Genomic DNA, 22549 nt, shown 5'->3' on the forward strand with positions numbered 1-22549 from the left:
GAAAAGCAGATCAATGAAGAACTCTTTATCGCTCACCTCCAGCCGGAACTGACGACCCACGAAGGCGAATCCATTACCCAACTCCAACAGAAACTGGGTAATGTGCCGCACCAGCGCGTTCTCGATTGCGCGCTCGTGGGCTTCATCGCCCAAGCCGAGGAAGTCGAACAGGTAGGGATCTTTCAGCGTTTCGTGCGCCAGTTCAGAATGTGGCGCGGGCAGGCGAACCCCGAAATTGGTAACGGCCTGGCCTTGCCGTTCGTGCAGACGATTGCGGATATTGAGTTCCAGTGAGGTGCGCGACCAGCCCTCTGCAATGGTGTGCTGGGCATACCATTCGCGGGTGGAAGTGTCCTTGAGCCTTGTCATCAGCACCACAATATGGAACCAGGGCAATTGTGCAGCAAGCTGCTGCATAATTTCAGCAGACGGCCAGCTTTCAGCAAAATCCCGCATATACATAAGGTTACGTGTAGAAAACCCCTTCATCTCGGGGAAGGCCTCGCGCAGATCACGCGCCAGCCGCTCGATGATCTTGCTGCCCCAACCTTGAGCGGATTGCCGTTGCAGGATTTCGTTGCCAATCTGCCAGTAAAGCGCAATCAACTCCGCATTGGCTGCCAATGCCGCCCGGCTTCGAGCCGCCTGCACGCGGGTTTTGATATCGGCCAGCCAGTCGGTATAGTCCGGCGGGAAAGCCGCAATTTTCTTGGTCATGCCTCACCCTCCCCATCACTGAACAAATCCGGCATGGGCGCGGTTTTTTTGGCTCGGCCTTTGGTGGAGACTTGGGGAGCAAGTGCCTCTGGCTCGGGCTCTGGCTCGGGCTTGGCCATGGGCAAGTTGGCCACATTCAGGCTGTAGTCGTCATGGCCCCACTCACAGCGGGCCAACACCATCTTGGGAATCTTCTTCAGCGTCAGGTTCGGCCAGCGTTCCACCGCCTGCACCGCTGTCACGCCGCGAAAGGCCGAGCAGCACACCAGCAGGCTTTGATCGGCCCCGACTTCCTCAGAAAGCGCCTGCAACTGATCGGCGGACAGGTTCTGCGTGGTGACGTAGAGGAAGTCGCGCTCGCTGGAGTGGCCGTGCTGCCACCAGCGGCCACCCATATCAAGCGGCGATGGTGCATAGGTAAAGCCTTCCAGCTTGCACAACGCCTCGGCCAATTGCGCGGCGTTGTACTCCGGGTTGATGACCGGGTTGCCCCAACGGTCGTTGACTATCAGGCTGGGGGCGAGGCTGTAGTAGCGGAAGCCGCCGCCGCCCTGCCAGCCCGCGCTTTCGGTGATACCGCCCTTGTCCTGCCCGTCGATGACCTTTTTCAGGCGCGGAATGATGTGCGTGTGGCAGTGCTCGCCCAGTTCGACCATGATCCAGCGGCGGCTCATCTTGTGGGCGACTGCACCGGTAGTGCCGGAGCCGGCAAAAGAATCAAGAACAAGGTCGCCAGGCGAAGAAGCTAGCGTCAGCACCCGATGCAATAGTTTTTCCGGTTTTGGGTTTTGGAAGACATCCTCACGATCACCAAACATCCTCTTCAGGTCAATGCTCGCCTCCTTATTACTGCCTGCTTCTTCATGCGTCCACCAAGTGTTGGCGGTTAGCGCATCATCCATTTCAGCCAAGAATTTCTTAAGCATCGGGCGGCCATCGCCACTCTTTCCGAAAGTGATGCGCCCGTCGTTCAGCCAGGTTAGGTACTGTTGCTCGTTGCATCTCCAATAGCGTCCCTTGGGAGGAAGAAAGATGCCGCCTTTCGGCCCGCGAATCTCAAACTGTCCTGCCGCATAGAATTTTCCTGCCGACAGGTTTTCCGCTTTCCACGGGCCGCGTGGGTCGTTATCGGGATTGCTAAAGGTTTGCTTCTGCTCTTCTGTCCTTGGGAGCTTCCCTATGCGGAATGTGTTCACATCCTTCGCGTAGCAGAAGAGATGGTCGTGCGTGTTCGATAAGTGCTTTGCTGTCTGATTAGACGTATAGGCCTTCTGCCATACCACGTTAGCAACAAAGTTCGCCCGACCAAATACCTCGTCGAGCAACACCTTCAAATAATGCGCTTCGTTGTCATCAATCGTGATCCACAGCGAACCATCATCCGCCAACAGTCGCTTGATAATCTCCAGCCGATCCCGCATCAGCCCCAACCAAATGGAGTGTTCCAGCCCATCGTCGTAATGCGTGAAGGCACTCCCTGTGTTGTAAGGCGGGTCGATGAACACGCACTTCACCTTGCCCGAAAACTCCTGCTCCAACGCCTTCAACGCCAACAGGTTGTCCCCGAAGATCAGCCGATTATCGAAAATATCGTTATCCGAAATCCGATGTCTGGCGTGATACGACAGCGACGAATCCTCCAGCAGAATGCGCGGTTCCAGCTTCGGCCGCTTCTCCTTGCCGATCCACGTGAGTTCGAGTTTTTGTTTGTTGCTCATCAATCATTCCTGCACAAAGACTATTAGCCAACGGCTTTGGTTTGTGGAATTGCTTCATCGGGCACTTGGATGTTCTGGCTGAAAAACATCACCTCGTTACCCACATATCGACGCTGTGCCGTGTAATTCAGTCCATAGGCAAGCGATTGGCTTAACTGGTACATGGCGCAGATTTCTTCCGTATTGTCGTAGGAAACAACCCAGGGCCATTTGAAACTCTTTTTCTGGAGAGCCTTGGCTATGGCAACATGATCATCATGCTCGTAATAGTTGCGGTACAGCCCCTTGCCTTTGACGTAGTAGGGGGGGTCAAGATAGATCAGCGAATTTTCCGGCAAAAACTCTGGGCACCTGTTCAATAAGTCGAGCGAATCCTCACCGTACACAGAGATATTGCTTGAGTGCTTGGCAATCTCTTTGATGCGGGCCGCCACAACTTCTTTCTTGAATCGCGCATCCAGTTTGTATTCACCATCCTGCTTCTGGCCGCCAATCACACCCGCCTTGAGAATTCCGGAACGATTGGTGCGATTCATGAACAAGGTCGCAAATCCCATCTCGACCATATTAGCCTTGGTTTCTCCGCGCAAAACAGACCGCCATTTGAACCACTCGTCGAGAGTGATGGGTGTGGAGTTAAGAAGATTCAACAGTGCACGTGAATGTTTGGTAACGGAAATCCAGAAGGCGTACACCGCCGGGTCAGCATCGTTGATATGAATATGGCTGGCATGACCATCGAGCAACAACGTCAGTGCAACGCCCGCACCTCCAGCATAGGGTTCCAGATAGTGCCCCCCGTTAACACTATTGGTTTCCATAACCTTGGCGATGAAGGGTGCAAAAGGTGCTTTGCCACCAGGATAACGCAAAGGGCTGTATAGCTTGTTGGAGTACATGGCTACGTCCCCTTTTTTAGCTTGATATCCAAGGCAGTCAGCTTGGCTACATCAACAGAATATCCGACCTTCATGGCATGATGTAACGCTTCCTTGAGCTGTTCTAAGAATTCATTGCTCGCAGTTGGATTACTTTTTATCCAATGCATCCACGGATTGAAAGGCTTGGATACTGTGGTAAATAACTGCTGAAAATCGGGATTTTTGTAGAAACGCTTGAATATTTCTCTTGGCTTTCCAGTACCTTGGTAGGTATTGAGCCTTTCCTTTACATCAACGGTTGCTCTATTGACGGCGAACTCACGAATAATTTCCGCTGCTGAATTAGTGAAATTCGGGCGTGCGTATCCCAGGTCATTCTTCCAAAAATCGTCATTTGCAGGAAGATTGTACAAGTGTTCGAAAATCAACTGATCAGGAGGGAGGCTTCCAGGAAGTAAAACAACCGTTTTGTAGCCCTTGCCGTTGACCTTGTCAGAAGTATCCGAGTCCAAACAAACCACGCTTTTTTCTGAAAATTCAGACACCCTCTTCTGAATCAGTTGTAAATAATTTGAGCAGCCCAGGGATATTTCAGGCAGAGGTTGAGTGAATTTCTTGATCGGCTGCCTGTTCATCAAGGCGGCAAAGAAGTCCGCAGCCTCCTTGTCCTCAAAATAGACATTCACACTTGGAAGACGGACTTCTGCCGAGGTTGAAACTGTTCTGGTATGAATGTCAGCACTGATCTGAGGCCATGACCAATCCTGAACAACCTGAACATTGCCGTATGTATTACTCAAATAAATGGTTTTGTATTTTCTTCTGTATTGCTGACTTTGTTCATAGGCGTACTCGATCAGAGTGGGCGAGTGAGAAGTCATGATCACTTGCAGATCAAGTTTCTTGCACTCGCGGTCAAGAATTTTGATCAGATTGACCTGGGCTGTCGGGAATAGTCCCGCATCCGCCTCATCAATCAAAAGCAGTCCCCCCTTGTAGTCCGCATATTCTTCTTTCAGCTTGCGGAAGGACATCAAGGCAAGAACGATCTGGCCAGCGTTATCCTCGCCCGCCGAAACAGAATCCTGATCATAATTTTCACCATGTGCAACGGCGGAGCTAATAGTTCCCTCTGTACCGGTAGCCACGGATGATTGGCGATTTAATAATTCGTTAGTCAGCCCAATAAAGTCTTTTTCATGCTTCTTAAGGTAATCGAAGTCAATCACCTTGTAATCACGATCTGCAATTGGATAGAGTCTTTTTAAACTCAGAAAAATGACAGGATGCGTGAAATTTCTACTTGAGTTGCTACCTTTTTCAGCGGTGCTATTGTTGCGAACTACTGGACGAGGAGATTTTCCTCGTTTCATCAGCTCCAACTTTGCTGTTGCATCTTGTCCCGTATATCCATCATTCAGCTCGATATTGACTGCCATTGAGCCAGCCACGTCGAACCTGTCGGAAATTCTGAAATGCTCACTGTATTGGGACTTAAACTTTCCGCCTGTGATCTGTTGATATGAAAGACTATTGTCATTTGTATAGTCTTTTTCAAAGCTGAAAATTTGTGCAGCAATGCCGAGTATAGATGACTTCGATGTCCCGTTTTTCCCGCAAATGACAGTGATGTGATCACCAAACTCCACCTCAACGTTGTCGAGAGCACGAAATTTCTCAATCACAAGCTTTTTCAGTTGTGTCTTGGACATATTGTTCATCCTTATTTCAGTTGCCACTCGACAGTGAACAACACCTGTTCCTGAACCCGTTGTTCCAGTTGCTCCTCAAGCTGTTCGATCAGCGTATTGCGCTGCATCTCGATGTCATCCTGCCTGGCGAACAGTTCCCTGCGTAGTCTGCTGCGCTTGGCTTCCAGTTCTCGCTGGCGTTTCTGATTCGCCAGTTTTTCTTCCAGCGTGGGTGAGGTCGCAGCGGTGCGGCGCACCTCCTTGATCTCGCGGTCGATCTCCTTGATTTCCTGCTCAAGGCCCAGCTTCAGGTCGTCCGCCCAGGCATCAAGCTTCTGTACTTCCTGCTCGAAGTAACCGAGGTTGCGCTGATTGATGTCGCGCAGCAGCGCCGTCTTGCGGGTGGCCACGTCGGCCACTAGCGTGGCATCGCCCGCGTTGTTGAACAGGCTCGCTGCCTGCGTGGTGGCAGGCAGGCGCAACAGCTTCTCCGGGTCATCCTCGGCCAGCGCGATGCCATCGGCAGTGCTGGCCGCGACCAGAAGGTGCTGCTCGTGGTTGCCCAGGGCTTCGACTGAGATCAGCTTCACAGTGAGCCATCCGGCCTTGCCGCGATAGTGCTCCAGCGTGCTGATCTTGGTGCCGTAGCCGTCGTAGTCGAACACCAGTTTGGCGCTATCGAGCGTGCGGGCCTTGGCCTGATGGGTGATCCACAACGCCAGCGGATGATTGATGCGGTACAGGTGGGCATCGCCGGATCGGCGTGGCAGTTCGTAGCGTCCCAGTTCAATACCAGCGAGTCCGCTGGCATCAATACCGTCCGGTGCGCGCTGCAGGTGGAAGCCATCGTCATCGAAGCTGGCACAGTCGCCCAATTCCGCCCGGCTAAGATCCATCAGCATCCGCTCGAAGCGGCTGCGGGCGCTGCGGCTGTCTTCGGCGCGCTTATTCATATCTAGTCGGAGCTTTTCTTGCACTTCCTCGTCGAAGTTTTCCAGCAGTACTTGGCGTGTCTTGACCATCGCCTCGTTGATCTCGCCGGAGAGGTCGAGCTGAAGCTGCTCGAAGCTTGCCTTGATCTCGGCAGGCCCACGGCAGTTCTGGTAGATGTTGGCGATGCGGCGTTCGAAATCAACACCGGAGCCAATCGCGCCCAGCACTTCGTCGCTGGCCCCGAATACGCCCTCGAACAGTTGGAACTTCTGTGCCAGCAGTTCGTACACGCGGGCATCGGCCTCGTTGCTGCGATCCACGAAGTTGACCACCACGACGTCATGCTTCTGCCCGTAACGGTGACACCGACCAATGCGCTGTTCGATACGCTGTGGATTCCAGGGCCGATCGTAGTTGATGACCAGCGAGCAGAACTGCAGGTTAATGCCTTCGGCCCCGGCCTCGGTGGCAATCATGACCGTGCCACGCTCCTTGAAATGCTCGACCAGTGCCGCACGGGTGTCGGCGGTCTTGGAGCCCGTGATGCGGTCAGTGCCTTCGTGCCGCTTCAACCAATCCTTGTAGATCGCTTGAGCGCGTGCATCGCTGTTGGTACCATTGAACAGGACGATGCCGTCGCCGTAGGGTGTGTCGGCCAAAAGACTGAGAAGATATTCCTGCGTGCGCTTGGACTCGGTGAAGATGATAGCTTTTCTGGCCGCGCCCAGCCGATCCAGTTCAGCGAAGGCACGATCCAGCGCGGTGAGCAGCGCCTTGCCCTTCGTATTATCCCGAATGCTGGTTGCCAGCGCCTTGAAGTGGCGAAGCTCCTCGATTTCCTGTGCGATGGTATTCCGTTCCGAGCGGTTCGGGACCGCAGAAGCTGATTCTTGGTCACTCCACTCATCAGCAATTTCGTCCAGCGATTCGTAGTCCTCATCAAGTTCTTCAGCCAGATCGGAAACTTCGGCAGTTTCGTCGAGCACTCCCTGAAGCCGCTTGGCCATCGTCTCCAACGCACCCGCGATCGCGTGCGAGCTGGACGCGAGCAACTTCCACAGCACCAGTGAAATCAGCTGACGCTGTCCCTCGGGCATGGCCTTCAGGTTGGGGCGATGCAAGTAATCAGCGACGAGTCTGGACAGTTCTTGCTCTTCGCTCGACGGCGTGAATTCCTGGATGATGGCCTTGCGCGCTGTATACGACACGTAGGGCTGAACCTGTTTGCGCAGCGTGCGCTTGCAGAGGGGAGTCAGTCGGTCACGCAGGCCGTTGAAGGCCTGTTCCCGGCCAGTAAATTGCGAGCGAAAGCTGTCGAGGTCTCCGAATACGCGGTCATCGATGAAGCTGACCAGCCCATAGAGTTCAAGCAATGAGTTCTGCAATGGCGTTGCGGTCAGAAGCACCTTGGAGTGAACGTGCGACAACGCCTCCTTGAGGGTTTTGGCAATGACGTTGCTGGTCTTGTAGACGTTGCGCAGGCGATGCGCTTCGTCGAGGACGACCAAGTCCCAGTCAATGCTCTTGACATCGTCAGCCTTGGACTTGGCGAACTGATATGAGCAAATCACCGGACCGGAATCATACGCGAATGGATTTTGATGTGTCTGCTTGCGGACGGCGTTAAAGCTTTTCGTTTCCAGGATTAGGCTTTGCAAACTGAATTTATCCTGTAATTCCTGATGCCACTGCTTGCGTAGGTTAGCTGGAACAATGATCAGAATACGGCGGCGGCGCTCGGCCCAGCGTTGTGAAATCACCAAACCCGCTTCAATGGTTTTACCCAAACCCACCTCGTCGGCAAGAATCACGCCGCGAGACAGCGGATTACGGCATGCGAAGAGAGCTGCATCGACCTGGTGCGGGTTAAGGTCAACCTGAGAATCAACCAACGTCGAGGCCAGCGACTCTACGCTGTCTTTGGCTGCCCGGCGAGTAAGCTGCCAGGCGATGTACTGGCTTTGATGCGGCGTCAGAAGCTGTTGCACCGTCTGTACCCATCCTCCTCTTTTTTCACGAATTCAAATTCAGTAATGATAAAGGGGGCTATTCAGGCCCCCTTCTTTCTTACAAAACACTGTATCAGGAATTCAGTTCAATGCAGATCGGATACTGTTGCTGATATTTTCGTTCAGGATACGTGGTGTAACAAAGATCAGCAATTCCCGTTTGTCATCACGTCTTGCTCTGTTCTTGAACAGGTTTCCCAGTACGGGTATATCTCCCAGAAGGGGAACCTGGTTGCGATCCTGCTTTTCGACCTGTTCGAAAATACCGCCGATGACGACTGTGCCGCCATTTTCCACCAGCACTTCGGTAACGATCTGTTTGGTGTCGATCGCCGGTCCGGCAGGTGTATTTTCTCCCCGGGTATCCTGGTTAACCTGTAGTTTCATGATGATGTTGTCATCAGGGGTGATTTGCGGTGTCACCTTGAGACCAAGCACAGCCTTTTTGAACTGAATCTGTGGCCGTGTCACGCTGATAGTTTGAAACGGGATTTCCGTACCCTGTTCGATACTCGCCTCTACACGGTTGGCTGTTACCAGACGCGGGCTGGCAATTACCCGACCCTGGCTGTCCGATTCCAGCGCAGAGAGCTCCAGATTGATCAGTGTGCCGTTATTGATCTTGATCAGGCTCAGGCCAAGCGCAGCCGGTCCGCCCGCCACACCGGCCAGTGCAGCTGCCGGCAGATTGACGTTAAGATTATCCCCTCCGCCAGGTATTCCACCGGCCGCCAGTTCGCTGGAACTGCCCAGGTTCCCGGAAATCCCCAGATTTCGTCCGTTCAGATTCTTATGACTTCCTATCCGGGCTGCACTCTGCACCCCGAAACGGGCTCCCAGGTTACGGCTGAATGTATCGGTTGCTTCGACAATCCGGGTTTCAATCATAACCTGCCGCACCTGCGTATCCAGATTCGCAACGTGTCGCGCAACTTCGGCGAGTCTCGCAGGGATGTCGGTAACCGTCAGCGTGTTACTGATGTCATCCACCTCCACCGTACCGCGCTGGCTTAGAATGCCTTTGAGTGGAATCGAGCTGGCTGTCCGGTAATTCAGTTTGAAGGCTTCTGTCTGCAGTACTTCCAGGTCGGTAATCTGCTGATTCTGCTCCAGCAGTGATTTTTCCCGGGCGGCCATTTCTTCCCGCGGTGCGATGAAAATGACATTGCCGGTTCTGCGTTTATCAAGGCCGTTGGTTTGCAGCACGATGTCCAGCGCCTGATCCCACGGAACATCTTTCAACCGCAGGGTCATGCTGCCTTTGACTGAATCACTGGCAATGATGTTGAGATCAGTAAAATCTGCGATCACCTGCAATACCGAGCGAATCTCGACATCCTGAAAGTTGAGTGAAAGCTTGTCACCGGTATACCCGCCATCAATCAGTTTCTTGTGAATGGGAATATCTTCAGCTTCAGCCAGGGGCCTGACTTCCACGACAAAACTGGCTCCCGTCTGCCAGGAGGTGTGTTCCCAGCGCCCTTTGGGTTCGATGATCATCTGTACGTTACCATCCCGCTCAAACGCCTCTATTGACTGCACCGGCGTGGCAAAATCCAGCACATTCAGTCGCTTTTCAAGGTTGGGAGGCAGATACGTTTTCATGAACTCAACCAGCAGTCTGCCGCCCTGGATATGGACATTGACTGCAGCACCCGGCTGGGATAATTCCACCTCCACCCGGCCTTCACCTTGTGTTCCCCGGTGAAAATCAATGTCACGCAAACTCAATGGGGTGTTTTTCACCGCACCGGAAGCCGATGCGGATGAACGACCTGATACGCCGGCTGTTCCGGCTGATACCTCACTGCCCTTGAGCTCTATCAGAAAATAATTGCCGTCAGCACGGGTTTCATAGGTTGTCGCCCGGGCAAGATTGATCACCAGACGGGTACGATCTTCAGCAGGGACAACATCTATACTCTTGATAACACCTCGGCCGGAAATGCTGCCGGACTTATCCAGCGCACTCCCCATCTGCGGCAAATCAAAATAAAGACGATCCGGGCCGTTCAGCAATACGCCAGCCGGCGGTGCGGTCACCGGTTTATCCAGGGTTAATCTGACTATCGTCCTGCCATCGGTTTGTGAAGTAATATCCACAGCCCGTAATGTATTGGCCGGTGCTGCTGCCACCTGAACACCCCATAAAACCGGCAGAAGGCCGATAAGCAGATTCTGCAAAAGCCGGTGTGTCATCATGATCAAGTCATCTTTGCGCCAGTTATTCACCCTTACCCTGTTCATTGTTTTTGCTCCTGAGTCTGCAACATGAGTACGCTGGTTCGTTCCACCCATTCGTCCCCTGTATCTCGTGTAATTTCTCTCAACTTGACCTCTACTTCAGAAACACTGTTTATCAATCCAAAATTCTGGCCCAGATAGTTACCTGTTCTGACACGATGAACCGAGTTATCCGGTGCCTTGATCAGAGCAAAAATATTTTTTCCACGCCGCAGAGAGCCCACCATGGAGAGATTTTCCAGCGGAAAACCTTCCAGCACTTCCCTGGGCCGTTTCAGGTCGGGCTCCAGTTCATTGCGATCCGGTTTTCCCGGCTTGTTTTTCCGGCTGCTGAAAGGATCCGGAATTTCGGAAGCCTGATACACAAAATGTTCCAGCGGCCTGATTTCAGGCAAGGGATCCACCTTTCCCTTTAGCCCCGCACCGGATTCTTTGACGAAAGATTCCAGATCTTCATAACCTTCCTGGCTGCATGCACTCACGAATAACAGCATCACCACGGTCAGCCGTAAACTGAGTCGGTTATTCATGACGCCCCCTTGGATTTTTTCTGTTTATTCTTCTCCGCTTCTTCCCTTTTACGTTCAGCGATTTCGTCATCATCGAGATAACGGAATGTTTTCGCTGTTGCGTTCAATATCAGCTGGTGATCTTTTCCCGGCATAATCTCGATGTCATGCAGCGTGACAATGCGCGGCAACTGCGCCACATCACTGGCAAAAGCACCAATGTCGTGATAATTGCCGGTTACCCGGAGAGCCACTGGCAGCTCGGCATAAAAATCCCGGAATGTTTCCCTGGTATCCGGCTTGAACAGCTCAAACTGCAACCCCCGCCCCAGTCCGGCCCGATTAATATCCACCAGCAGTGCATCCAGCTCGGATTTATTGGGCAGCTGCTTCAACAGGGTGCCCAGGGTTTTTTGCACATCTGCCAGCTGCTGACGTAAAGCATCAAGGTTGACTGCGCTGGTTTTTTTGGCCAGGAATGTGTTGCGCAATGTATTTTCTTCTTCCTGCACCTGTTCCAGGGTCATCCATTGTTCTTCCCAATCCAGAAAATAGCCGGCAGCCAACAGTGCTGCCAGCAGCAATGCCAGCGCACCTGCCTTGATTGCAGCCGGCCAGCTGCCGGGTTCGCTGGGGTTGATACGGCGTAATTCTTCCAGTACGTTCATGGCTGTCCCACTCCAGCGGTAATTTTGGGTGTCTTTTCATCTCCTGCGACCGGGTCGCTTTGCTCCGGCGAGCTCGTCAACCGGATATTCAAATCGAATTCATTGAGCCTGACGCCGTTTTCAGTTGCCGCCTTGATTTCAATCAGCAGCGGTGATTCCATCCAGGGTGAGGCATCCAGATTACGCATCAGCGTCGATACCCAGGCATTGGATTGAGCAAAGCCTGCCAGCCGGAGATGTTCGTTGGTCTGTTTAAAACTCTTGAGATAAACACCTTCCGGAACACGCCTTGCCACCTCGTCCAGCATGTGGACCACCTTGACACGATTGCCCTGCAGCGACTCGACAATTTCTTTACGTGCCAGCATTTCCTGAATTTTTTCCCTGATCGATTTAATCTCGGCAATCTGGCGATCCAGAATGGCAATCTCGCTTTTCAGATACTGATTACGCCCGTTCTGGTCATCAATTTTCTCCAGAACGAATTCATGTACCCCCCAGACAATCAGCACCCCCAGTACGGCAGTCAGGCCGGCCAGCATGGCAAACTGCTGCTGGCGTGCTTTACGCTTGAGTTCACGGTGAGGCAGAAGGTTAATTCGTATCATGATGGGTCAAATCCTCGCATGGCCAAACCACAAGCTGTCAGCAGCACGGGAGCATCTATCTTTAGCTGCCTCGACACAATCCGGCCTGACAGCTCCATCGCTGCAAACGGATTAATCACCTGGGTAATTATCCTGGTGCGCTCGGATACGATTTCCTCCAATCCCGGAATCGCCGCACATTCGCCTGACAAAAAGAGATAATCCACTTGGGAAAATTGGGTGGATGTAAAAAAGAACTGCACTGCTCTCGACACTTCCAGCGCAACAGTTTCGCAAAAGGGACGTAACACGTCTTCCTGGTAATTTTCAGGCAGTGTGCCGTTGCGTCTGGCTGTTTCAGCTTCATCCGGTGTCAGGTTGAAATGATTCTGTATATCCTGCGTTAACTGATTGCCGCCAAAAGACAGGTCGCGCATATAAACAGATTCGCCATTTAGCAGCACATTGACCCGGGTGACATTCGCACCAATATCAATCAGCCCAACCACCTTATCTTTTCCTCCATCAGGCAGTTGATGTGTAACAGCTCTGGTGGAGATAGCCTGGGCGGCAAACTGTTCAATATCCATCACTGTCACTTTCAGTCCGGCTGACATGGCTGTCGCTACCCGGTCTTCCACTTTTTCCTTACGGGCGGCAGCCAGCAGTATTTCCATTTCTTCAGGATGATCGGGAACCGGACCGATTACCTGAAAATCCAGATTGACTTCATCCAGCGGAAAAGGCACATACTGGTTGGCTTCCGCCTCAACCTGAAACTCCAGATCTTCCTCACGCAAACCAGCTGTAACATTGATTTTTCTGGTAATCACCGATGTCAGTGGCAATGCCATGACAGCCTTTTTCTGGTGTGTTCCCATTCGTTTCAGCGCGCGCCGGAGACTTTCACTCACCTGCTCGATCTGGTTGATTCCTCCATCCAGTAAGGCATCTACCGGCACAGGTTCGATCACATAACGCTCCAGGCGGTATGATTGCGGCAATTTGCCTTTCCCGGACAATTCCACCAGCTTGATTGATGATGCGCTGATATCCACTCCCAGCATTCGAGTGCTACCAGACAGCAGACTAAAGTCGATACCCAGCTTGATATCGAACGGTTTCTTCAGGATTGATTGATTAATTGCCATTTCAGCTTTCACTTGCAAAATGTTTTGCCCGGAACATTTTGTCCAGGCAGGTTAGTGCAACTGGAGCCGATTCTGGCAGACTAATGAATGAGTTAATTCATATAATAACGACTGATATACCCTTTATAATTTCGCTCTGAATCTATTCCACCCTACACGGCTTACTTATCCTTTAATGTTATTTCGCTGGTTTTATCGCTTCTTCCTGGTCATTATTGCCTCCGGATTACTCGCCACCTTGCTGGTCGTATTTGCAGCCCTGGTGACACTGCCCTCCCTACCCAGTCTGGAAACATTGACCGATTACCGTCCCAAGATCCCTCTGCGCATCTACAGTGCCGATGGTTTTCTAATAGGTGAATATGGTGAGGAACGCAGAGATTTTGTCAAAATCGGGGATGTGCCCCAGTCGCTCAAACAGGCCATTCTTGCCGCTGAGGATGATCGTTTCTATCAGCATTACGGCGTGGACTACATTGGCGTTTTACGCGCTATCTATTCCAACTTTACAGGTGGCGGAGCGCTGCAGGGGGCCAGTACCATTACCATGCAGGTGGCGCGCAATTTCTTTTTAACCAAAGAAAAAACACTGACCAGAAAATTCAGTGAGGCACTGCTTTCGTTCAAAATTGAACACAGCCTGGGCAAGGATAAAATACTTGAGCTGTATATCAACCAGATTTATCTCGGGCAGCGCAGTTATGGTTTTTCTTCCGCAGCACAAACCTATTTCGGTAAAAAGCTGGCCAGTATCAATCTGGCCGAAGCCGCCATGCTGGCCGGGCTTCCCAAAGCACCCTCCCGGTTCAATCCGATCGTCAACCCGGAGCGGGCAAAAACCCGGCAGCAGTATGTATTGAGGCGGATGCGCGAGCTGGGATACATCACCACCGCACAATTTTCGCAGGCTAAAAAAACTGCGCTGGTGCTGCATCGCCAAACCAAGGTTTTCGCCATGCCGGCCGATTACATGGCAGAAATGGTGCGGCAGGTGGTCTATGACCGCTACCGCGAAGAAGCCTACACGCGCGGTATCAAGGTCTATACCACACTGAAAAAAGAAGATCAGGAAGCAGCCTATCGTGCACTGCGCAAGGGAGTGATGGATTATGACGCGCGGCACGGCTACCGTGGCCCGGAAGCCTTGCTGAAACTGCCAGAAGACCTTAAAGATCACGAAGCATTACAGGACATCATGCAGGATATCAGCGACAGTGGTGACATTCTGGCAGCAGTGGTGCTGTCCACCACCCCTAAGGCGATTGAAGCCTTTCGTAAAAATGGAGAAATTATCCAGATTACCGGTGAAGGCCTGAAAACAGTCCGCGGCTTTCTGGTGAAGGATCCAAAAATCGGTGATAAACAAATACGCCCGGGGTCACTCATCCGGGTCAAGAAAACAGAAAAAAGCGGCTGGCAGATCGTTCAGCTGCCAAAGATCGAAGCAGCACTGATCGCGATGGATCCAAATAATGGTGCTGTTCGCGCACTGGTGGGCGGGTTCGACTACAACGCCAACAAATTCAACCATGCCACACAAGCCTGGCGCCAGCCAGGGTCGAGCTTCAAACCATTTGTCTATTCTGCCGCGCTTGAAAAAGGCTTTACCCCAGCCACGATCATCAACGATGCACCCTTGTATCTGGGACCGGAACAGACTGGCGGCAAGGCCTGGGAGCCCAAAAATTACGATGGCAGGTTCAGCGGCCCGATCAGAATGCGCACAGCGCTGACACATTCCAAAAATCTGGCGTCGATACGAATCCTCCAGGCGATTGGTCCGGCTTACGCACAGGATTACATCACCCGTTTCGGTTTCGATCAGAAACATCACCCGGCAGTACTGCCCATGGCACTTGGCGCCGGTTCTGTTACACCGATGCAAATGGCTATTGGTTACGCCACTTTTGCCAACGGGGGCTACCATATCCATCCTTATTTCATCGAACGGATCGAAGATGAACATGGAAAAATTATCGAACAGGCGCGCTTTTCCACAGCCAGCCAGAATGCCAAACAGGTTATCGATCCGCGCAATGCATTTCTGATGACCAGCATGATGCAGGATGTCATCCAGAGAGGCACAGCTGCCCGGGCAAGAGCTCTGGGACGCAGTGATATCGCGGGAAAAACCGGAACAACCAGCAACGCTGTTGATGCGTGGTTCTGTGGTTACCAGAAAGATCTGGTAGCAGTTACCTGGATGGGATTTGATGAACCCCGACCCATGGGAAACCGTGAAACCGGAGGGCAAGCGGCTTTGCCCATCTGGATTGACTACATGGCAACCGCGCTTAAATCAATACCTGTTGCCAAAATTACGCCTCCCAAAGGCATTGTCTCAGCCAGAATCAATCCAGAGACTGGTATGAGAGATGAATTCGGAACGCTTAGCGAATATTTCTTCCAGGAACAATTGCCGCCGGAAACTGATTACTCACTGCAAGACGCAGAACCAACTGAAGAACTGGAAGAGTGGTCATTCTGAACTCAGGAACGGCATGCGGCGGCGGTAACAGGTAATACAGCCGGCTGAACAGAATAAGCAAATATAAATGCGGGTGAAGTTGCACCCGGGCGAGGAGTGCGCCTGCGGCGTTTTTAAGAAATAACTTTCTGGTGCCGGGAGGGGGAATCGAACCCCCATGAAGTTGCCTTCGCGGGATTTTGAGTCCCGTGCGTCTACCAATTCCGCCATCCCGGCCCGGGTTGCGGCAGGAAGGCAATTATACCGAAATCGCCCCGCACGGCAACCGATAACCATCCCGGATCCTCCGAAAAATGCCGGTGAGGCGGCCGGTATAACGAAAAAACGGGGAAAAACAGGTGACACAGGCAAAACGCAGCGAACCCCGGCATACCTGCCGACAGCGACCCTGATCAGCAAGTTTTACCACCTGTTGCAAAATCTTCACTATTATTATTCACGCTATCAGCTATCCCGGACACGATTACAAAACAGATCCGGTAAGCTGTTCCACCTGTAAAAATTTGAAAATCCATGCAAAATCCCATTTTGAACCATCCGGACGAACTCACCGAAATTACGCCGGAAGCAGAACTGCTTTTTAACGAAGTATCCCCGTACCTTAAACCTGAAGATCTGGCTCTGTTAAAAAGTGCTTACTTTTTTGGTCAGAAAGCCCATGCCGGCCAGTTTAGAAAATCGGGGGAACCTTACATTTCCCACCCGGTTACGGTTGCCAGAATACTCGGTGAGTTACGTCTGGATATGGTAACGCTGGCTGCCGCGCTGCTGCACGACGTGGTGGAAGATACCGGTATCCAGAAACAGGAAATCAGCGAGCGATTCGGTTTTTCTGTAGCAGAGCTCGTAGACGGCGTTTCCAAGCTCGACAAGATCAGATTCCAGACAAAAGCAGACATGCAGGCGGAGAATTTCCGCAAGATGTTGCTGGCAATGGCTCAGGATGTGCGGGTAATACTGATCAAGCTGGCTGACCGGCTGCACAATATGCGCACCCTCGAAGTCATGTCGTCGGAAAAACAGCACCGTATTGCTCAGGAAACGCTGGAAATCTATGCTCCAATTGCGCATCGTCTTGGCCTGGAGAACATCTATCAGGAGCTGCAGGAGCTGGGTTTTCGTTTTTCCTACCCAACCCGCTACAAGGTACTGCTCAAGGCCACCAGGGCAGCAAGAGGAAATCGCCGGGAGATCGTCGGAAAAATTCTGGAAGCAATCAAACTGCGTTTACAGGAAACCGGGCTGGATGCGACAGTCACCGGGCGAGAAAAACACCTGTACAGCATTTATAAAAAGATGGTCGAGAAGCACCTCAGTTTTTCGGACGTGCTGGATATTTATGGTTTCCGGGTAGTCGTCAGGGATGTTTCTTCCTGCTATGTGGCGCTTGGAGCACTCCATGGCCTTTACAAGCCCATTCCCGGAAAATTCAAAGACTATATCGCCATTCCCAAACAAAATGGCTACCAGTCATTACACAGCACATTGCTTGGCCCTTATGGATTACCGATAGAAGTCCAGATTCGTACCTACGAAATGCACCATATCGCAGAAACCGGGGTCGCCTCACACTGGCTCTACAAGAGTAAAGATATCGATGCCGGAATGAACGAGCTGCACATGAAAGCAAATCAGTGGATGAAAGGTTTGCTGGAAACCCTGAATGATTCTTCCGATTCGCTCGAATTTCTGGAACATCTCAAGGTGGATCTGTTCCCGGGCGAAGTTTATGTTTTTACCCCCCAGGGCAAGATACTCACACTGCCAAGAGGATCTACCACAGTGGATTTTGCCTATGCAGTACACACTGATGTCGGGAATTGCTGTGTCGCCGCAAGAATCAACGGGGAAATCTCACCCCTTCGCACGCGCCTGAGAAGCGGTGATCGTGTGGAAATTATTACAGCGCCAGCTGCAAAACCAAATCCTGTCTGGCTGTCTTATGTTGCTACGGGCCGGGCCCGTTCCAGTATCCGCTATTTTCTGAGAACCATTCAATACAGCGAATCTGTCAAGCTCGGAGAACGTTTGCTGAACCAGGCATTATATGCTTTTGGCGTAAATCCGGAGACTGTCGAACCTGCACAGTGGGAAAAACTGATCAGGGAATGTGGGGTGAAATCCAGGGAAGCACTGCTGGCGGATATCGCTCTGGGTAAGCAGCTTGCTGCCGTTCTGGCCAAGCGGCTGGTGGTGCCGGGTGAATCTGTTTCAAATACATCAGGCAAAAGCTCCATCACTATCCTTGGCACGGAAGGAATGACTGTCAGGTTTGCACGGTGCTGCTACCCCATTCCTGGTGATGGCATCGTCGGATTGATCAAGAAAGATCAGGGACTGGTGATCCATACACAAGACTGCCCTGCTGTAGTCAAAATCAAAGATCACAAAAATATGGATAATCAGCTGGATGTGGTCTGGGGAGCAGAAATTGACCGGACTTTCCCAGTCAGTATTTTTACGACCGTAGTGAACAAAAGTGGCGTACTGGCCAGAGTTACCGCCGAGATTGCTAAAGCAGATTCGAATGTTGACGATATCACGCTAGAGAACGACAAAGATTACACCACGATGCGCTTTATCCTGCAGACCAGAGATCGTCAGCATTTGGCACAGATTTTCCGCAGACTGAAGCACATTGGTGAAATAGTCAAAATGGGCCGTATCAAAAACCAGTAAGCCATTTCCTGATAAAAAATGAGTGCCAACAATCTACTTCTTGACTTCACTTCACCCGGGTCGATTCCTCCTGATCCTGCTGAGGCGGTACAACGGGCAATCAATGAAACACAAGTAACCATGCAGGCACTTGCCTCACTTCTTGAAAATGATCAGATAGAGAACACGACTGCGTGGAAGTTGCTGGCAATATTTTATCTGGCTACAGATCGGGTAAATGATCTGGCCAGAATTGAAAAGCAGTACAAGAGCATTACCGGGCGGTCCCTTTCAGCCGGCCTCAGGCAGAAATGCGCGCGATGGTTTAATGGCGAGACCATCAGCAACCCGATCCTGTTTGAAATTCCAAAAAAAATTACGGCAGCGGCACTGCCCGATAACATTATTCAGCGCGGGCAACACTCACCAGACAATGTTCTGCTGGACTTTTCACAAGTACAGGAAATTGATAATGAAGGGCTTAAGAAACTGGCAGCACTTTTTTCCTCTTTAGCTCAGGAAAATGTCAAACCCAGGCTGCGCCAGGCAGACCGCTTTATTGCCTGCTTACAAAACAAAGCAGAAAAAAACACGGAAAAAAATACGCAGGCAATATGGGATGTGCTGTTTGCTTATGAACGATTCTGCAATAACAGGGATGCTTTCGAGGAAAAAGCAATCAGGTTTGCAACCCTTTACGGAATTTCACCTCCCTCCTGGGAGTAAAACCGGTACTGCTACCGGCTTTTATTCTCCTCACGAACCTTTTCAATCAACTGGTTCAATACTGAAACTGTATCCTGCGGCAAACCACCCGCCTTACCGCTGGTCACGTATCTGCCCCCCACCACCAGCGCAGGTACGCCGGTAAGCTTATATTGCCGAGTCATTTGGGCGGCACGATTTGCCTGGTTCTGAACAGTGAATGAATTATAGGCGCCGATGAATTTGTCACGGTCAACTCCCTGCTTTCCAATCCAGTCGAACAGGGCTGACTCTTTTGATAAATCCATTTTTTCACGGTGAATAGCATGGTAAATCCTGTCATGCAAGGTTTGAGTTAAACCGAGGCTTTCCAGCGCATAAAAAGTTTTTGCAGCGGGTACCCAGTTGTTACGAAAAACAGCAGGAACAAAGTGGAATTCCACGTCAGCCGGTTTGTTCTCCAGCCAGCGGTCAAGATAGGGATGTAAATCATTGCAATGGGGACAGCCATACCAGAAAAATTCAATAACTTCGACGTGCTGCGCGTCACTATCAGTCGGCTGAGGAGCAGACAACACCGTGTAATCCTTACCTTCCACGATTTCAGCCCGTGCTGTCAGGGTCCATGCCAGATTTACAGCAGCAATACTCAGGAGAAAGAAGAACAATTTTCTTACAGCCATCTATTTTTCCTCACTTTCAAAGTTGATAAGCCACAAATGGAACTTCCAGAAAAAACAAATCCGGTCTGAGCCGGTTTTTTAGATTCACAATGCCCCGGTTGCATTAACATCCTCTGAAAAACGTCAGCGAGGAAGCCGGCATAAAGAAAAAACGGGCTAAAACAGATGATGCAGGCAAAGCGCAACGAACAGCTGCGAAATGGCAGCAGGGTGGGATTATTGCCTGCGTCGAATCAAAAACGCAGTTACGGGCCATAAATACGTATCTTGAGACTGTTTTTAACGTAGTAAACAGGATCGCTCTTCAGAATCCTTAACCGGTTACTCCCAAAAGCTACTGTGCCCCATTCGAGGCACGCACCAGGCTGGCCGCGATTCCATTTGTCTGCAAAGAAGCACGAACCCGATCCAGCTCCTCCATCCTGGTAAACGGGCCAATCCGCACGCGGTAGGTGGAAATATTGCCTTCGGTTCTCCCCGGCTGAACTGAAGCGATAATACCTAATAAAGCCAGTTCGGCTTTCGTTCTCTCGGCATCGCTGGAATTTCTGAAAGAACCAGCCTGAAGATAATATCTATCTCTGGATTCAGAAATCTTTTCTGCTGTTTTCTCTGCCGGTTTATCAGCAGTTTTTTCAGGTGGTTTCTTTGTTACAGTGGCAGCAGGAGGCAGCGGTGATAAATCAAAAGCCTCTTCAACCGGGGGCTCATCAATACCGGGTAAAATTTTGTAAAAATCAAAACGGGGCCCGTTTGTATCTGCCTGGTTCGTATTCTTCCCGGTTTTTTTCTCCTGCCTGTCTGATGAAGGTGTGGACGAGGATGGTTGCTGCACTGGCGCTTTTTCGGCAGATTGGGTCTGGGCAGCCTTCCCGCCGTTCAAAAACGGACTGGGAGCCTGGCTGATATACAGCCATACCCCAATAGCACTTGCCAACCCCAGGGTGTAGCCGATAAACAGACCCAGCCACAGTGAACCACCGTTTTTACGGTTATTTGCCGAATTTCTGGACTTATAATCCCGACTCATTAATCTTTCCGTATTTCATCCAATTACATTTCACGCGGGGCTGTTACCCCCAATAACGATAATCCGGCCGATATCACCTGTCGAACAGCTGAAATCAGTGCCAGTCTCGCTGTTTTAAGTGACTCATCTTCGACAAGGAAACGGGTCGAATTGTAATAACTGTGAAATTCTCCTGCCAGTTCACGCAAATAGAAAGCCACCAGGTGAGGCGCGCGTTCCTTTGCTGCAGCTTCGATCGTATCGGGAAAATCGATTATTTTTTGCAAGAGCACCAGTTCCGCCGGATCAGACAGCAATTCTGTCCCAGCTTGAGAAAGCATATCTGACATATCTGCCGTACCCCCCCATTGATTCAGCACACTGCAAATACGGGCATGCGCGTATTGCACGTAGTAAACGGGATTATCGTTACTCTGTGATTTTGCCAGATCCAGGTCAAAATCCAGATGCTGGTCACTTTTACGCAACACATAAAAGAACCGTGCAGCATCATTGCCCACTTCCTGACGCAGCTGTCGCAATGTCACGAATTCTCCGGAACGGGTAGACATGGAAACTTTCCTGCCATCCCGGTACAGAACTGCAAACTGAACCAGAGCTATCTCCAGTTTTTCCGGATCAAGTGACAGCGCACTAAGTGCCCCCTTCACCCGCGGAATATAACCATGATGATCCGCGCCCCAGATATTCAGCATGATATCGAAACCGCGTTCGTACTTGCTGAGGTGATAAGCAATATCCGAAGCAAAATAGGTATATAAGCCATTTTCCCGCTGTACAACCCGATCTTTCTCATCACCAAAATCAGTGGAACGAAACCAGAGTGCACCATCCTGCCGATACAACAGTTTTTTGTCATCCAGCAGCTGTACTGCGCGCGCCACCATCCCGTTATCAAACAAAGACTGTTCCGAAAACCAGACATCAAATTCGACACCGAATTCCATCAGATCATCCCGGCAATCTGCCAGCTGCTCCTTCAGGACAAAATTGTGCAGATAAGCATAATCCTGGCCAAGAATGGACTTTGCAGCTGCAATGAGTCTGTCAAGACGTTCATCTTCATTATCTATAGTTGTGCTTGAGCAGATTTCAGTCAGTTGCCGGGTTGTCGAATCAGAACGGTGCGCATAGCGATCGCCGTGTGCTCTATATATCTCGGACGCCATATCAGCAACATACCGGCCCTGGTAAGCATTGGCAGGAAACGAAAGTGAAAGCCTGCACAAATCAAGATAACGCAGCCAGGCGGATAACGTCAGAATATCCATCTGCCGGCCGGCATCATTGACATAAAATTCACGCGTGACGGTATAGCCCGCTGCAGCCAGGATATTGGCCAGGCTGGCGCCAAATGCCGCCCCCCGCCCATGCCCGACATGCAACGGACCAGTGGGATTGGCCGAAACAAATTCTACCTGTATGGTTTTCCCTGCGCCTGACTTACTGTAACCGAATAAATCACCTGCTTGCAGCACCGTGTGCAGAAATTGCTGTTTCGCTGCTTTTTTCAGAAAAAAATTGATAAAGCCGCTACCGGCAACATCAGCCTTTTCCACATAGGGAGAATCTGGCAGCACTTCAATCAGCGCCTTTGCCAGCTCCACAGGATTTCGATGCAAATGTCTGGCCAGTTTCATCGCCAGATTACTGGAATAATCACCATGATCGGCCATTTTGGGGCGCGACAACTCGATCTGAATACCCGCTTCATCGGGAAGAATTTGTCTGGCAGCCTGAGCAAGCAGTTGAATACAGTGTGATTTAAAGTCGGCAGGAATCGTTGTAACCATGACAGGAAAGTATTTCAGCAAGCCCGCATTATAGCGGCTTGACACCAAACTTGTTTGCGTGTTTTGGCATACAAACCGCACCAG

General features: G+C 51.2%; 16 protein-coding genes and 1 tRNA gene. 3 read left to right on the forward strand and 14 right to left on the reverse strand.

What is annotated here, in order from left to right; genetic code table 11:
- The 10 genes from IT527_RS07455 to IT527_RS07500 form a co-directional block, all read right to left on the reverse strand.
- Positions 1-717, reverse strand: a 717-nt coding sequence (locus tag IT527_RS07455) for a PDDEXK nuclease domain-containing protein (protein WP_292967903.1), incomplete at its 3' end; no start/stop codon positions are given.
- On the reverse strand, positions 714-2435 hold the full coding sequence (locus tag IT527_RS07460; RefSeq protein ID WP_292967904.1) for a site-specific DNA-methyltransferase: 1722 nt from the start codon (positions 2433-2435) through the stop codon (positions 714-716). The genes IT527_RS07460 and IT527_RS07455, both read right to left, overlap by 4 nt.
- 23 nt (positions 2436-2458) lie before the next feature.
- Entirely contained in the window at positions 2459-3334 is an 876-nt protein-coding gene (locus tag IT527_RS07465; protein WP_292967905.1) for a DNA adenine methylase, read from the reverse strand.
- Positions 3335-3336: 2 nt separating this feature from the next.
- Positions 3337-5028, reverse strand: coding sequence for an AAA family ATPase (locus IT527_RS07470; RefSeq protein WP_292967906.1), 1692 nt, complete (start codon positions 5026-5028; stop codon positions 3337-3339).
- Between the two features lie 11 nt (positions 5029-5039).
- A complete protein-coding gene (locus tag IT527_RS07475; RefSeq protein WP_292967907.1) occupies positions 5040-7928 on the reverse strand; it encodes an SNF2-related protein in 2889 nt (962 codons plus the stop codon).
- A gap of 102 nt (positions 7929-8030) precedes the next feature.
- Complete coding sequence (locus IT527_RS07480) at positions 8031-10196, reverse strand: type IV pilus secretin PilQ family protein (protein ID WP_292967908.1); 2166 nt, start codon at positions 10194-10196, stop codon at positions 8031-8033.
- Complete coding sequence (locus IT527_RS07485) at positions 10193-10723, reverse strand: pilus assembly protein PilP (RefSeq protein ID WP_292967909.1); 531 nt, start codon at positions 10721-10723, stop codon at positions 10193-10195. Before IT527_RS07485 ends, IT527_RS07480 begins: the two co-directional genes overlap by 4 nt.
- Complete coding sequence (locus tag IT527_RS07490) at positions 10720-11370, reverse strand: type 4a pilus biogenesis protein PilO (RefSeq protein WP_292967910.1); 651 nt, start codon at positions 11368-11370, stop codon at positions 10720-10722. The genes IT527_RS07485 and IT527_RS07490 overlap by 4 nt, the downstream gene beginning before the upstream one ends.
- Positions 11367-11978 (reverse strand): PilN domain-containing protein, encoded by a 612-nt coding sequence (locus IT527_RS07495; protein WP_292967911.1) that lies wholly within the window; start codon positions 11976-11978, stop codon positions 11367-11369. Before IT527_RS07495 ends, IT527_RS07490 begins: the two co-directional genes overlap by 4 nt.
- Positions 11975-13108: a pilus assembly protein PilM gene (locus tag IT527_RS07500; RefSeq protein WP_292967912.1), complete on the reverse strand. Its 1134-nt coding sequence runs from the start codon at positions 13106-13108 to the stop codon at positions 11975-11977. Before IT527_RS07500 ends, IT527_RS07495 begins: the two co-directional genes overlap by 4 nt.
- A gap of 175 nt (positions 13109-13283) precedes the next feature.
- Between IT527_RS07500 and IT527_RS07505 the strand changes: the two genes are divergently transcribed.
- Positions 13284-15596 carry a penicillin-binding protein 1A gene (locus IT527_RS07505; RefSeq protein ID WP_292967913.1) on the forward strand — a complete coding sequence of 771 codons (2313 nt, stop codon included), beginning with the start codon at positions 13284-13286 and terminating at the stop codon, positions 15594-15596.
- A 129-nt stretch (positions 15597-15725) separates the two neighbouring features.
- Here the strand turns inward: IT527_RS07505 and IT527_RS07510 are convergent.
- Positions 15726-15812, reverse strand: a tRNA-Leu gene (locus IT527_RS07510).
- A gap of 297 nt (positions 15813-16109) precedes the next feature.
- Between IT527_RS07510 and IT527_RS07515 the strand changes: the two genes are divergently transcribed.
- Both IT527_RS07515 and IT527_RS07520 read left to right on the forward strand, forming a co-directional pair.
- Entirely contained in the window at positions 16110-18275 is a 2166-nt protein-coding gene (locus IT527_RS07515; protein WP_292967914.1) for a bifunctional (p)ppGpp synthetase/guanosine-3',5'-bis(diphosphate) 3'-pyrophosphohydrolase, read from the forward strand.
- A gap of 18 nt (positions 18276-18293) precedes the next feature.
- Positions 18294-18980, forward strand: coding sequence for a hypothetical protein (locus IT527_RS07520; protein WP_292967915.1), 687 nt, complete (start codon positions 18294-18296; stop codon positions 18978-18980).
- 11 nt (positions 18981-18991) lie between these two features.
- Here the strand turns inward: IT527_RS07520 and IT527_RS07525 are convergent, their stop codons facing one another.
- The 3 genes from IT527_RS07525 to argS all read right to left on the reverse strand — a co-directional run bounded on the left by IT527_RS07525 (position 18992) and on the right by argS (position 22465).
- A complete protein-coding gene (locus tag IT527_RS07525; RefSeq protein WP_292967916.1) occupies positions 18992-19642 on the reverse strand; it encodes a thiol:disulfide interchange protein DsbA/DsbL in 651 nt (216 codons plus the stop codon).
- A 334-nt stretch (positions 19643-19976) separates the two neighbouring features.
- Complete coding sequence (locus IT527_RS07530; protein WP_292967917.1) at positions 19977-20672, reverse strand: SPOR domain-containing protein; 696 nt, start codon at positions 20670-20672, stop codon at positions 19977-19979.
- Positions 20673-20695: 23 nt separating this feature from the next.
- Positions 20696-22465, reverse strand: a complete 1770-nt coding sequence (gene argS / locus IT527_RS07535; RefSeq protein WP_292967918.1) for an arginine--tRNA ligase — start codon at positions 22463-22465, stop codon at positions 20696-20698.
- Between the last annotated feature and the right edge of the window lie 84 nt (positions 22466-22549).

The sequence above is a fragment of the Nitrosomonas sp. genome, assembly GCF_020852615.1.
GTDB lineage: Bacteria > Pseudomonadota > Gammaproteobacteria > Burkholderiales > Nitrosomonadaceae > Nitrosomonas.